Source organism: Agrobacterium sp. LR_9 (assembly GCF_041954855.1).
Lineage (GTDB): Bacteria > Pseudomonadota > Alphaproteobacteria > Rhizobiales > Rhizobiaceae > Agrobacterium > Agrobacterium leguminum.
On record NZ_JAVAYA010000005.1, the window covers coordinates 93,378 to 106,863 of the forward strand.

General features: G+C 59.6%; 12 protein-coding genes. 8 read left to right on the top strand and 4 right to left on the bottom strand.

Annotated elements, in window-relative coordinates:
• Positions 1–94 precede the first annotated feature (94 nt).
• From cysP to RAC79_RS08395, 4 genes are read left to right on the top strand one after another with little or no spacing between them, the layout of a single operon-like run.
• Positions 95–1,081, top strand: coding sequence for a thiosulfate ABC transporter substrate-binding protein CysP (gene cysP, locus RAC79_RS08380; protein ID WP_174039971.1), 987 nt, complete (start codon positions 95–97; stop codon positions 1,079–1,081).
• 57 nt (positions 1,082–1,138) lie between these two features.
• Positions 1,139–1,978 (top strand): sulfate ABC transporter permease subunit CysT, encoded by an 840-nt coding sequence (gene cysT / locus RAC79_RS08385; protein WP_174039970.1) that lies wholly within the window; start codon positions 1,139–1,141, stop codon positions 1,976–1,978.
• 3 nt (positions 1,979–1,981) lie between these two features.
• Positions 1,982–2,869, top strand: a complete 888-nt coding sequence (cysW, locus tag RAC79_RS08390) for a sulfate ABC transporter permease subunit CysW (RefSeq protein ID WP_174039969.1) — start codon at positions 1,982–1,984, stop codon at positions 2,867–2,869.
• A gap of 5 nt (positions 2,870–2,874) precedes the next feature.
• Entirely contained in the window at positions 2,875–3,900 is a 1,026-nt protein-coding gene (locus RAC79_RS08395) for a sulfate/molybdate ABC transporter ATP-binding protein (protein ID WP_003522562.1), read from the top strand.
• 7 nt (positions 3,901–3,907) lie between these two features.
• On the opposite strand, the gene RAC79_RS08400 is transcribed toward RAC79_RS08395, so the two are convergent.
• Positions 3,908–5,005: a DNA alkylation repair protein gene (locus tag RAC79_RS08400; protein WP_125144874.1), complete on the bottom strand. Its 1,098-nt coding sequence runs from the start codon at positions 5,003–5,005 to the stop codon at positions 3,908–3,910.
• A gap of 273 nt (positions 5,006–5,278) precedes the next feature.
• Positions 5,279–6,715 carry an NAD-dependent succinate-semialdehyde dehydrogenase gene (locus RAC79_RS08405; protein WP_065657118.1) on the bottom strand — a complete coding sequence of 479 codons (1,437 nt, stop codon included), beginning with the start codon at positions 6,713–6,715 and terminating at the stop codon, positions 5,279–5,281.
• Positions 6,716–7,332: 617 nt separating this feature from the next.
• On the opposite strand from RAC79_RS08405, the gene RAC79_RS08410 reads away from it, so the two are divergent.
• From RAC79_RS08410 to RAC79_RS08425, 4 genes are all read left to right on the top strand, one after another.
• Positions 7,333–7,839 (top strand): molybdopterin-dependent oxidoreductase, encoded by a 507-nt coding sequence (locus tag RAC79_RS08410; RefSeq protein ID WP_003522565.1) that lies wholly within the window; start codon positions 7,333–7,335, stop codon positions 7,837–7,839.
• Between the two features lie 21 nt (positions 7,840–7,860).
• Entirely contained in the window at positions 7,861–9,783 is a 1,923-nt protein-coding gene (locus RAC79_RS08415; protein WP_336509892.1) for an EAL domain-containing protein, read from the top strand.
• A gap of 162 nt (positions 9,784–9,945) precedes the next feature.
• Complete coding sequence (locus RAC79_RS08420) at positions 9,946–10,641, top strand: FkbM family methyltransferase (RefSeq protein WP_003522567.1); 696 nt, start codon at positions 9,946–9,948, stop codon at positions 10,639–10,641.
• Between the two features lie 247 nt (positions 10,642–10,888).
• On the top strand, positions 10,889–11,725 hold the full coding sequence (locus RAC79_RS08425) for an alpha/beta fold hydrolase (protein ID WP_003522568.1): 837 nt from the start codon (positions 10,889–10,891) through the stop codon (positions 11,723–11,725).
• A 55-nt stretch (positions 11,726–11,780) separates the two neighbouring features.
• On the opposite strand, the gene RAC79_RS08430 is transcribed toward RAC79_RS08425, so the two are convergent.
• Complete coding sequence (locus RAC79_RS08430) at positions 11,781–13,163, bottom strand: FGGY-family carbohydrate kinase (protein WP_174039968.1); 1,383 nt, start codon at positions 13,161–13,163, stop codon at positions 11,781–11,783.
• The gene (rhaM, locus tag RAC79_RS08435) at positions 13,160–13,483 is read right to left on the bottom strand and encodes an L-rhamnose mutarotase (protein WP_174039967.1); all 324 of its coding nucleotides are present in this window, start codon (positions 13,481–13,483) and stop codon (positions 13,160–13,162) included. Before rhaM ends, RAC79_RS08430 begins: the two co-directional genes overlap by 4 nt.
• Positions 13,484–13,486: the final 3 nt, after the last annotated feature.

Genomic DNA, 13,486 nt, shown 5'->3' on the forward strand with positions numbered 1-13,486 from the left:
TTTCCAATCCGCGCGCCCGGAAAGCATGGCTGTTTCTCGCGGGCGTTGCCGCCGCCCGCTATGTTGAGCACCATTCGAATTGCCGGGGGTATTCATGAAACGTCTTCTCATTATCGGTACTGCCATTGCCGCTCTTTTTGCAGGTGCGGCGCAGGCGCAGTCTCCGACCACCATTCTCAACGCATCCTACGATGTCGCCCGCGAAGTTTTCGCGGCCGAGAACGAGGCGTTCATCAAGCTGCATCCGGGCATCACCGTCGACCAGTCGCATGCCGGCACCTCCAAGCAGGCGCGCGCCATCGTCGAGGGTCTGGAAGCCGATGTCGTCACCTTCAATCAGGTCACCGATGTCGATTTTCTGGTGAAGCAGGGCTTCGTTTCCGCCGACTGGAAGAAGGATTTTGCGAACGACGCATCGCCCTTCTATTCCTTCCCGTCATTCCTCGTGCGTGCCGGCAATCCCAAGGGTATCAAGGACTGGGACGATCTTGCCCGCGACGATGTGAAGATCGTCTTCCCCAATCCGAAGACCTCGGGTAACGCCCGTTACACCTATCTCGCCGCCACGGCTTACGCCAAGGAGAAGTTCAACGGCGACGACGCGAAGGTTCAGGCATTCGTCAAGAAAATCTTCGACAATACGCCGGTGTTCGACACGGGAGGCCGCGCCGCCACCACCACCTTCGTTGAGCGTGAAATCGGCGACGTGCTGATCACCTTCGAAGCCGAGACGCGCGGCATCGCCAAGCAATATGGCGCAGACAAGGTGGAAGGCGTCGTGCCCTCCGTCAGCCTGCTGGCCGAATTCCCGGTGGCCGTGGTGGACAAGGTGGTCGACAAGCGCGGATCGCGCGATCTGGCGAAGAGCTATCTCGACTTCCTCTATACCGAGGAAGGCCAGCGCATCGCCGCCGAATTCGGCCACCGCGTCCACAATGAAAAGGTCGTCGGCGAATTCAAGGACAAGTTCCCGGCCATTCGCCTCGTCAACGTCGATGATGTCTTCGGCGGCTGGGACAAAATCCAGAAAGAGCATTTTGCATCCGGCGCGACGCTTGATACGCTTTACGGCAGCCGTTAATCACAGCGATACGCAACAGGTAAAAGACCCGGCGGGAAACCGCCGGGTCGCTTTTTGATGAATGGGGGGCGGGGTTTGAAGCGGAATGTTCTGCCGGGGCTGAAATTGTCCCTTGGCGTTACCCTGACTTACGTTGCCATCATCGTGCTTCTGCCGCTCTCGGCGCTGGTGTTCAAGGCGGCAAGCCTCGGCCCTGCCGAATATTGGTCGATCATCTCCTCGCCGCGCGCCGTGGCCAGTTATCGTGTTACCGTGCTCTGCGCGCTCGCCGCCACGCTGTTCAACGTCATCTTCGGGCTGGCGCTCGCCTGGGTGCTGACGCGTTACCGCTTTCCCGGCTGGCGCATCGTCGACGCCATCGTCGATCTGCCTTTTGCGCTTCCGACCGCCGTTGCCGGCATTGCACTGACGACATTGTTCGCAGGTAATGGCTGGTTCGGCTCGGTGCTTTCGCAATTCGGCATCAAGGTGGCCTATACGCCGCTTGGCATCATGGTGGCGATGGCCTTTACCAGCCTGCCCTTCATCGTGCGCACGGTGCAGCCGGTGCTGGAAGACCTCGATCCGGCACTTGAGGAAGCGGCACAATCGCTCGGCGGTTCCGATCTCGAAATTTTCCGCAAGATCATCCTGCCGCTGTTGACGCCATCGTTGCTCGCCGGTCTGTCGCTGTCCTTCGCCCGCAGCCTCGGCGAATTCGGGGCGATCATCTTCATCGCCGGTAACCAGCCGTTTTCGACGGAAATCACGGCGCTGCTGATCTTCATCCGGCTGGAGGAATATGATTATCAGGCCGCCGCCGCCATCGCCTCCGTGCTGCTCATCACCGCCTTCGTGATGCTGGCGGTGACCAATTATCTGCAGGCGCGTGCGCTTCGTTATACGGTGAGGGGCTGAGAGATGAGCGCCGTTTCTTCACATCGCAAACCGCCGCGCGTCGGCGACTCGCCTCTCGTTCGCCGCAGCCTGATTTCTTTTGTGCTGGTCATAGGCGCCCTGTTGGTCCTGGCGCCGCTTATCATCATCGGCGTCGAGGCGTTTTCGCAGGGCTGGAAGGCCTATACGGCCACCATCACCCATCCCGATACCCGCCACGCCATCATGCTGACGGTGCTGACGGCGCTGATCGCCGTGCCGGTCAATACGGCCTTCGGTGTTGCGGCCGCATGGGCGATCACCAAGTTCGATTTCCCCGGTCGACGCTTCCTGCTGGTGCTGATCGAGATACCCTTTTCCATCTCGCCGATCGTCGCCGGTGTCGCCTATCTCTTCGTTTACGGGCTGCAGGGGCTTTTCGGCCCGTTCCTCGATGCACATGACATCAAGATACTTTTTGCGCTGCCCGGCATCGTCATCGCCTCGATGTTCGTCACGGCACCTTTCGTGGCGCGGGAACTTATCCCGCTGATGCAGGCGCAGGGCCGCGATCTGGAAGAGGCGGCGACCTCGCTTGGCGCCTCCGGCTGGCGCACCTTCTTTTCTGTCACCTTGCCGAATATCAAATGGGCGCTGCTTTATGGCGTCGTGCTGTGCAACGCCCGCGTGATGGGTGAATTCGGCGCGGTATCGGTCGTATCGGGCAATATTCGCGGCCAGACCAATACGCTGCCGCTGCATATCGAACTGCTTTACCACGACTACCAGGCGGCCGGCGCTTTTGCCTCGGCCTCGATCCTCGCCACCCTCGCCGTCGTCACCATCATCGCCAAGGTGGCGCTGGAACGACGCGGCGCCGGGCGCGGGGCCAAGAAGACCAACGGCGATGCCGCCATCGCCACGGAGACCTGATTCCCATGAAAATCCGCCTCGAAAATGTGGTGAAGACCTTCGATACCTTCCGCGCCGTGCGCGATGTTTCGCTGGATATCGAAAGCGGCGAACTTCTGGCGTTGCTCGGCCCCTCAGGTTCCGGCAAGACCACGATTTTGCGCATGGTCGCCGGCCTCGAATATAGCGATGGCGGCCGGATCTTTTTCGGCGACGAGGACGCCACCAATATTCCGGTGCGGGACCGGGGCGTCGGTTTCGTATTCCAGCACTACGCGCTCTTTCCGCATATGACCCTGCATCAAAACATCGCTTTCGGCATGAAGGTCTCGAAGGTGAAGCGGGACAAGGCGGCAATCGATGCCCGCGTCGAAGAGCTTCTGCGGCTGGTGAAGCTCGATGGCCTGGGCGACCGTTTCCCGGCGCAGATTTCCGGCGGCCAGCGGCAGCGCGTGGCGCTGGCGCGTGCGCTTTCGGTCGATCCTAAGGTGCTTCTGCTCGATGAGCCCTTTGGGGCGCTGGACGCCAATGTGCGCCGCGACCTGCGCCGCTGGCTGCGCGAGATTCACGATTCGCTCGGCATCACCACGATTTTCGTGACGCATGACCAGGAAGAGGCGCTCGATCTTGCTGACCGTGTGGTTATTCTCAATCAGGGCGAGATCGTACAGCAGGGCACGCCGAAGGAGGTCTGCCGCCAGCCGAACAGCGCCTTCGTCATGCGCTTTCTGGGCGATGCCAACCGGGTGTCCGGCGTGGCGCGCGGCGGCAAGGTCTATGTCGGCGATAACGAGCTGCCTTTTTCCTATGCTCAAGGCGATGGCGCGGTGGACATCTATGCCCGCCCCGGCGATCTGGAGTGGGAAGATCTGCATGAGGGCATTCCGGCTTCTGTGGCGCGGGTTCTCGACCGTGCGGGCGAGCGCCGGGTGATTGCCAGCACCGATGGCGGCGACCTTCTGGAATTCGACGTGCCGCCGGAAAACGATGTCGCCGCCGGAGACCGCGGTTCCGTCATCATCCGCCGGGCGAAGATTTTCCCGGCGGCGTGAGGCGCTATCAGCCCAGAAGCTCGAACGCGCTTTCTGCCACAAGCTTGCCGTTGATTGTCAGGTCGACCCTGTGGATGCCGGGATAGTGTTTGCGGGTCGTGAAATCACGTATGGCGCGGCTGATCGACAGCGCACATGTCTCGCCGGGCTGAAGTTCGATCTCTTTCCACTTGAAGACTTTTGCGGAGGCGTCGCCGCTCTTCTTCACGTAGTGCACGGCGTAGTCGATCACCAGTTTCTGCGGCCGTTTCGCCGTCGAGGTGAAAGAGGTTGCAATCCGCACCGGATTGCCGAGCGCAACCTTGTCCGGCGTAACCTGAAATGCCGTAAGGGAAATTTCCGCTTCCTCATGTGCGCCGAGATGGGCAAGCGCCGCCGCATCGCCCTTCTTGATCAATGTGCGCAGGGCCTGCCGCGTGATCCAGCGTGTATGCGGATTGTCCTTTGGCCATGTATCGATCAGCGCCAGCACGAAAGCCGGATTGTCCTTGGTGATGTCGTTCAGATGATTGGCGACGGATTTGCGCACATAAAGCGCCTCGTCGGCTTTCATCGTGTCGAGGATTGCGGTGACGGGCGAGGGATCGTCGATCAGGGGTTTGAGCTGGAACGACCATGGCAGGCGGGGCCGGCAGCCTTCGCTTGCCAGCCGCCGCACATGTTCATTCGCGTGCCGTGACCATGTTTCCATCACGGCAAGGGTGCGGGCCATATCCTTTTGCAGGAAATGCCGGATGGCGAATTCCGAGGAGCCGAAGCGGGTGAAATAATGCAGCGCTTCCATGGAAAGATCGAAATCATCGAGGCCGTAGAGCGCCACATATTCCGGCAGCGAAATGGAGGCGAAACCGTTGCCGATGCCCGGCGCTGCGGCGGTCAGGATTTCGATATTGCGGGCATAGTCGCCGGGAAGTGTCGCATGCAGGCTCGTCGCCACCTGTCGCATGCGCTGCATGATGCCCAGCGCTTCGAGGTTTTCGGTGGCGAGCGCCATGAAGGCGGAAACGTCAAATGGCGGATGAACGGCCTTCGTCTCATCGGCGATATGCCGCAGTTTCTCGCGGTTAAAGATTTCCTTCAGTGCCGGTGCCGCCGCGTCGCTCATATCGCCCCTTAAAGTTCACTTTTTGTTCTTTTAGGGAATGATGCAGACGAAAGCAAGCAGGACCGAAGCAGCGAAAAAACGCTGTGGCTGATTTTGCCTGTTCTCAGATCAATAAGGCCTCTCTTCCGTCATGCCGGACTAGATCCGGCATCCAGCCGACGCGCGTCTGCGCGGCGAATAAAGTCTTTTCAGCCCAGGGACTTGTGCTGGCAGGACCCCGGCTCGAGGCCGGGGTGACGAAGGTGCAGATGCTCCGGGTTCGCCAAAAAAGCGTCAGCTCATCTGGCTGACGAATTTGGTCTCCAGATAGGCCTGAACCGCTTCCGAGCCGCCTTCCGTGCCATAACCGGAATCCTTGATGCCGCCGAAGGGGACTTCCGGAAGCGCAAGGCCGTTGTGGTTGATGGTCAGCATGCCGGCCTCCACCTGCTGGCCGAGTGCATGCGCGGTCTTGACCGAGCCGGTGAAGGCATAGGATGCAAGGCCGAAGGGCAGGCGGTTCGCCTCGGTGATGGCGTCATCGAAGCTCGAGAAGCGATTGATGATGGCGACCGGGCCGAAGGGTTCGTCATTCATGATTTTGGCGGTGGTCGGCACATTGGCGAGAACCGTCGGCTCGAAGAAATTGCCCTTGTTGCCGATGCGGCGGCCGCCGGTCTTCAATTCTGCACCATGGGAAACGGCGTCGTTGATGAGGCCTTCCAGCGCCGGAATGCGGCGCTCATTGGCGAGCGGCCCCATGATGACGCCGTCTTCCAGCCCGTTGCCGACCTTGATGGCCTTCGTCGCTTCCACGAAACCTTCAAGGAAACGGTCGGCAACGCCGTCCTGCACGAGGAAGCGGGTGGGGGCGACACAGACCTGGCCGGCATTGCGGAACTTGGCAAGCGAGGTGACTTCGATTGCCTTGTCGATATCGGCGTCGTCAAAGATCATCACCGGCGCATGGCCGCCAAGCTCCATCGTGGCGCGCTTCATGTGTTTGCCGGCAAGCGCGGCCAGATGTTTGCCAATGGGAGTAGAGCCGGTGAAGGAGATCTTGCGGATGACCGGATGCGGGATCAAATATTCCGAAATCTCGGATGGAACGCCGTAAACGAGGCCAATGACGCCCGCCGGTACGCCGGCATCCACGAAAGCGCGGATCAATTCAGCCGGTGACGCCGGAGTTTCTTCCGGGGCCTTGACGATGATGGAGCAGCCGGTGGCAAGCGCTGCGGAAAGCTTGCGGACGATCTGGTTGATCGGGAAGTTCCACGGCGTAAACGCCGCGACGGGGCCGACCGGCAGCTTGATGGCAAGCTGCGAAACGCCGGTTGCGCGCGCCGGAATGACCTGCCCATAGGTGCGGCGGGCTTCTTCGGCGAACCAGTCGATGGTATCGGCGGCGCCCATGATTTCAGTACCGGATTGCGCCAGCGGCTTGCCCTGTTCGCGGGTCATGATGTAGGCGATCTTGTCCTTGCGCTCGCGCAGGAGATCGGCCGCCCTGCGCATGATCTTCGAGCGCTCGAAAGGCGAGGTGTCGCGCCACACCCTGAAACCGCGCTCGGCGGCGGCAAGCGCCAGATCGAGGTCTTCCTTCTCGGCATGCGCAATCGCGCCGATGATCTCGTCGGTTGCCGGATCGGACACGGCGATCGTCTTGCCGGAAACGGCGTCTCGCCATTCGCCATCAATGAGAAGTTTGATGTCGGGATAGGTGTGCATAGGGGCTACCTTCATGATGCGGCCAATTCGGCGAAATGCCGTCCGGCCCTGAGACGTGAACAGAATTTTCCTGGCCGGACGATATCCGGCATCGCGGCTTTCGCTGCGCGGAACATGTGTCTGGATATTTCCGACGGGGGCTTCTGGAATTGTCGGAAACGGAAACGACAGCCTTTATATTAAGGTCCGGGCGGTACGTTTCAACCGTGTGCTCCGGCAATCGCCATGATTTTTCCGTGACGTGGAATTTGCCATTCGTCATTTCAATCCGGCACGCGGACGGGGCGTCGCTTATCCGGCTGCCTCAGGCGAATCAGATGCAGCTGCGCGACGACGGAAAGGCTCTCGCCACAATTCGGCCTTTGTCGGACCTGACGAGTTATCGGGAGGGGTCTCCGCAGCTTGCCGCCTGTGTCATAATGGGACGCGTGGCCTGAAAAAATACAATAAGACGGAAAACTTATCCAAAGGGTTTACTCAAAACCTAGAGAAAATACGGATAAAATCTCACTAAGGATATAACATCCATTCCTGATATATATTGCTAGCGTCGGTTCCCTTGACCTTCAAAGGTTGGTGAAAACCCTCGACCTGAACGTTATCGATGGAGAAAAAGTATGAGTTTCGCCCGGGTACTTCTCAGTGCGTTCTTGTCGCTCGCGTGGCTTTCCTGTGCCGAAGCCGGCGAAATTGCCAAACCGCAAGGAAAACCGATATTAACCATATCCGGAAACATCGCCAATACGAATGGCGAGGGTGCCGCCGTATTTGATCGTGACATGCTGGAAGCGCTCGGCATGGTGACGGTGGAGACGACGACGCCCTGGCATGATGGCCGTGTCCGTTTCGATGGTGTTTCGCTGGCAAAATTGATGGATGTCGTCGGCGCAAAGGGCACCAGCGTCACGGCAGTCGCTCTCAACGATTATGTCAGCACGATACCGATTGAAGATTTTAAGAAATTTAACGTTATCCTGGCGATCAAGCTGGATGGCAATTACATGACAGTTCGCGAAAAGGGCCCGTTGTTCGTCATCTATCCCTATGACAGCGATCCGGAGCTGCAGAAGCAGACCTATTATTCGCGGTCCGCATGGCAAGTTGCCAAACTGATAGTGGAATAAAGGTGCCGTTTGCGAAAACTTGTGGCGGTGATCATCTGTTGCTTCGTCCTGGCAACGGGCTATATCGCTTTCGTCATTGCCGAGCGGCAGACCGCTCTGCAGAAATTCGCCCGCTACAATGATTCCTGGGCCGTCAGCCAGACCGTAGCCGAATATCTGCGCCTCCAGAACAAGCTGGCCGTGTTCGCGCTCAATCCCGGCAAGATCGACCGGGATGAGCTGCAACTGCGTCTGGACATCATGCTGAGCCGCCTCGAGCTTTTGAAGCAGGGCAATCTCGGGGCCTTCATCAATGAAAAACAGCAGTGGCGGGATCTCGTAACCCGCCTCGATGCCGTTCTGGCCCGTCTCGAGCAGCGGGTGAACACCCTCGATCCGGCCGAGGTTCCGGATCTGCTGGCGACGATGAGCGCGCTCGACGCGCCGATGACGACGCTTGCCTCGTCTTCCGTCGCTTATGACGTCAATCTGATCGATACGGCCCATGAGGATGTGCGCAAGCTGCATATCGTCTATACCGCGCTGGCGGGCGGCCTGATCCTGTGCGGTATCGCGCTTGTCATATTGCTGCTTCGCCAGAATGATCTCCTGAACCGCGCGCAGAAAAGCATGCGCGGCCTGACGGACGATCTGCGCGCCGCGACGCTGGAATTGCAGGCTAAAAATGTTCGGCTCGAACACGACGCCTATCACGACGCGCTGACGGGACTGCCGAACCGCGCACTGTTCCGGCAGGAACTGATCGAAAGGTTGCGCCGATCCTTCGGCGGGACGGGAACGACAGCCATCCTCCTGCTTGATCTCGACGGGTTCAAGGACGTCAACGACACGCTCGGCCACGATGCCGGCGATGCGCTGCTTCAGGCCGTGGCGCAGCGTCTCTCGGGCATCGGCGGCGATTATGACATGGTCTGCCGTCTGGGCGGCGACGAATTTGCCGTCGTCTCCGACGATCTGAACGAGGATGCCGCCCGCCGTCTTGCCACCAAGCTCATCGACCAGATCAGCCGCACCTACCAGCTGGGCGAGCAGGAGGTCAAAATCGGCACCTGCATCGGCATCGCCATATCGCACGGCGCCGTCGACGCGGATGAATTGTTCAAGCGCGCGGATCTGGCGCTTTATGAGGCGAAAGCCATCGGCCCCGGCCGGGCGAGCGTTTTCAAGGTCCGCATGCAAAAGCAGCTGACCGAGAAAAAGTCCTTCGAGGCCGATCTGCAGACCGCGTTGCAGAACGACGAGATGGAAGTCTATTACCAGCCGCAGGTGGCGACCCAGACACGCAAGCTTTGCGGCTTCGAGGCGTTGCTGCGCTGGAAACATCCCGTACGGGGCGATGTGCCGCCCAGCGTGTTTATTCCCGTTGCGGAAAGAACCGGTCTCATCCATTCGCTCGGAAAATGGGTGATGGAGACCGCCTGCCGCGAGGCGATGGGTTGGGACGAGGACATGAAGGTGGCGGTCAATCTGTCGCCGGTTCAGTTCCACAGTACCAACCTCATCCAGAACGTCATGGGCGCGCTTGAGAAAAGCGGGCTGGAACCGAGCCGGCTCGAGCTTGAAATCACCGAATCGATCCTGCTCAACAAGAGCGACCAGACGATCAACACGCTGTCGCGCCTGAAGGCCGTCGGCATTCAGATCGCCATGGATGATTTCGGGACAGGTTACTCATCGCTCGCCAATTTGCGCGGCGTGCCCTTCGACAAGATCAAGATCGACCGCTCGTTCCTGCGCGATATCACCAGCGACCGCGACGCGCTGGCGATCGTGGAATTCGTGGTTGGTGTCGGCCGCAGTCTGCGGATGACGACGATTGCGGAAGGTATCGAGACGGAAGAGCAATATGAATGCGTCAGGCGTCTGGGCTGCGATCAGGTTCAGGGATATCTGATCAGCAGACCGTTGCCGGCCAAGGAGCTTGTGGCCTGGAGTTCCGTCTGAGACGCGCCTGTTTTGGCGCCGACCGTATCTTGAATTTTTTACCACGTCATAGCGTTGCTTGCGAAAACCGATACCGGTTGCCGCAACGATGCTGTAGAGCATTCCCGGTCGATATGGGATCATTGCGACAAAGCGGCCGGGTTTTGCGAAAAGGCTTGAGACATGGAAATACTGGACGTGCATGGAGTTGCCCTTCCCCTCTCTTCCGATGAGGTGTCGCCGGTCATCTGGCAGGCGCTGACCGACGGCAGCTATGAGGCGAAAGAGGCCCGCAGCGTCCTGAAAGCCATCAAGCCCGGCGATCGCGTACTGGAGCTGGGCTCCGGTATCGGGATCATCACCTCGATCATCGCCGGCATCGAGGATGTTTCCGTCTGGGCTTTCGAGGCCAACCCCTCCACCGCGGCGCTGGCAGAGCGGGTGATCAAGGCCAATTGCCGCGGCAATGTCGTGTTTTCGCAGGGGCTTCTCACCGCCGATGAGCCGAGCTCCTATCCTTTTTACGTCCGCAGGGATCTCTGGATGTCGTCCATGGACGAAAATCAGGGCCCCTATGAAAAACGCATCGAAATTTCTTCCGCCAATATCGATGAATTTATCGCCAGCCGGGGCATCACCGCGCTCGTGATGGATATCGAGGGTGCGGAACGCGATCTGCTCGGCAGGGCCGATCTGACCGGGGTGGAGCGGATATTCGTGGAGCTGCATGACCATCTTTACGGTCTCGCCGGGGTTCGCGATATCATGCAGGCGCTGACCGCCAAGGGATATGCCTATGATCCACGCGGTTCACGCGGACCCTGTGTCCTGTTCTCCAAGGACGAGAGCCCGAGGGAATACGATCCCGAGGTAGACTGAGGCCGCACCGAATTCACGGAACCGTCCGCCGCTCATCCCCGTTCTCACACTTGCATGAGGGCGCGGAGCGGGTCAACACGTGTGCCGGAATGGTATGCGGGTCGAGAAGATAATTTCATAAACAGCAATTCATTGCCAATTATTGTTGCAATTGTTGCAACCGTTATCCTGCGTCATCATCCCTCCATCAAACCGGCGCACAACAGGCTGTGCTGGAGATGCCAACGCAACCGAAGGAGTAACGATCATGGGCTTTGTTAAGACGACAGACGGAACCGAAATCTTCTACAAGGACTGGGGCCCGAAGGATGCCCAGCCGATCATGTTCCACCATGGCTGGCCGCTCTCGTCCGATGACTGGGATGCGCAGATGCTGTTCTTCGTTTCCAAGGGTTTTCGCGTCGTCGCCCATGACCGCCGTGGCCACGGCCGTTCCGCCCAGGTCGCCGACGGTCATGACATGGATCACTACGCCGCCGACGCCTTTGCCGTCGTTGAGGCCCTCGACCTGAAGAACGCCGTCCATATCGGCCATTCCACCGGCGGCGGCGAAGTTGCCCGTTATGTCGCAAAACATGGCGAACCCGCCGGCCGTGTCGCCAAGGCGGTTCTCGTTTCCGCCGTGCCGCCGCTGATGCTCAAGACCGAGGCCAATCCGGAAGGTCTGCCGATGGAGGTTTTTGACGGCTTCCGCTCGTCGCTCGCCGCAAACCGCGCGCAATTCTTCCGCGATGTGCCGGCCGGTCCGTTCTATGGCTTCAACCGCGATGGTGCGACCGTTCATGAAGGCGTTATCCAGAACTGGTGGCGTCAGGGCATGATGGGCGGCGCAAAGGCCCATTATGACGGTATCAAGGCCTTCTCGGAAACCGACCAGACCGAAGACCTGAAGAATATCAGCGTTCCTACACTGGTGCTGCATGGCGAAGACGACCAGATCGTGCCGATTGCCGACTCCGCGCTGAAATCGGTTAAGCTGTTGAAAAACGGCACGCTGAAGACCTATCCCGGCTTCTCGCACGGTATGCTCACCGTCAATGCCGATGTGCTGAACGCCGATCTTCTGGCCTTCATCAAGGGCTGATCCTTCTGCAAAATCAAAATGCGGCCGAGCGTTCGGCCGCATTTTGCGTTTCGCATCAAGCCATGTGGCCTCGCCAGGCATTGCGGTAAGAGGAGAGGCCGGGAATGTCGTGTGGCGTGAAATGGCGCTCGCGACCGGCAAGCGGCTTGATGCCGGTGAGCAGGGCCGCACCGGCGCTGGTGCCCGTCGACCCTTCGACCGCCGTTACTTCGGTCTCTGCAAAGCCGGCCAGCGCCTTCAGATAAAGGGTGTTGCTGGCGAAGGGGCCTTCCACAAGGATCGGACCTTTCCGCCCGATGAGCGAGAGGCTGCATTCCGTCATCAGGGCGAGATAAAGCGACGCCGCTGCGTGCCGTTCCGCGGCCGTGGCCGTGGCTTCGCCGATCCAGCGCGCCGCCTTGTCCGGAAATGGGCCGGAGCCGCTGACGACGCTCGGCAGCAGTATCATGCCATTGGCAATCACGCCGCCGAGAGCCGCGTCCATCGCTTCGTCTTTCACGGCCCCGAATTGCTGCGCCAGCATTTCGTACTCCCTGCCGCCCATGAAGCGGGACGAGGGAACCGGACGGCCGAAAGCATCGACATTCAGGAGTGTATCACGGGTGGGATCGAGCGAACCCGCCGCGCCGCCGATGGCGAAATTCACCACCCAGGTGCCGGTGGAGACGACCGAAAAATCACCGTCCCGACGCAGAAGATGCGGCAGGAGGGATGCGTTGGAATCGTGGATGCCACAATAGACCGGCATATGCGGTGAAAGACCGGTTTCCAGCGCAATCGACGGGCGAATTGTTCCCAGCACATCGAAAGCGGAGCGGACCGGCGCCATCAACTGCTCGATGCCGAGACACGCGACGAGCGAGGAGAAACTTCTCCGCCGTGGGTTCCATAGATCGGTATGGCAGCCGAGCGAGGTCGTTTCGGTCGCCTGAATGCCCGTCAGCCGTCCCGCCCAATATTGCGCATAGGTGACGATGCTGCGCACTCTGGAGAAATCGTCCGGAAAGGCCGTTTTCTGGAAATGGATTTGTGCGCCGAGGTTCAGCCCGACGGGTAGCTGCGGTGAGCCGGTCTCGGCAAAATCGGGCCTGATGCCGCGATAGGCTTCTTCAATGGCAGCGGGATAGCCGTGTTCATAATCGAGCACCGGCATGGCGAGATCGCCGTTCGCATCTAGAAGCGCTGCAGAAGCGCCATGGGTGGTGATCGAAATCGCATCGAAACCAGGCTTCTGGCCGAAACGCTGAAGCGCGGAGAGAATGAAGCGACAAAGCATCTCCACATCGTAATGCGGATAAATCCCATCGCGAAGGACGGGGTTCGCCTGTTTCTCAGCGACAATCTCCTCGCCGCTGCCGGTGTCGATGACGACGACCTTGGCATTGGTTTTGCCGATATCGATGACCGCGACGCGGCCCGGTTTGATGCCCTCGCTCATGGCAGATGGAACACCGTCACCAGATCTTTTGCGACCGGCGAATTATCGACATTGCTCTCCATGATGTCGGCCATATGCGCCCACCACTTCTTCATCACGGGATGGTCGGGCAAGGCCGCCATGCCGTGGTTCTTCGGGCGCGTCAACACGCCGAACAGGATGTTAGTTTCCGGGTCGAGATGGATGGAGTAATCGCTCACACCCGCGTCGCGCAGCAGCGTCACCAGTTCCGGCCATATCTCGTCATGGCGCTTTTTATATTCGGCCTCTTTTCCGGCAAAGAGTTTCATCTTGAAGGCGTGTTTTTCAAGTTCCGGCATGGC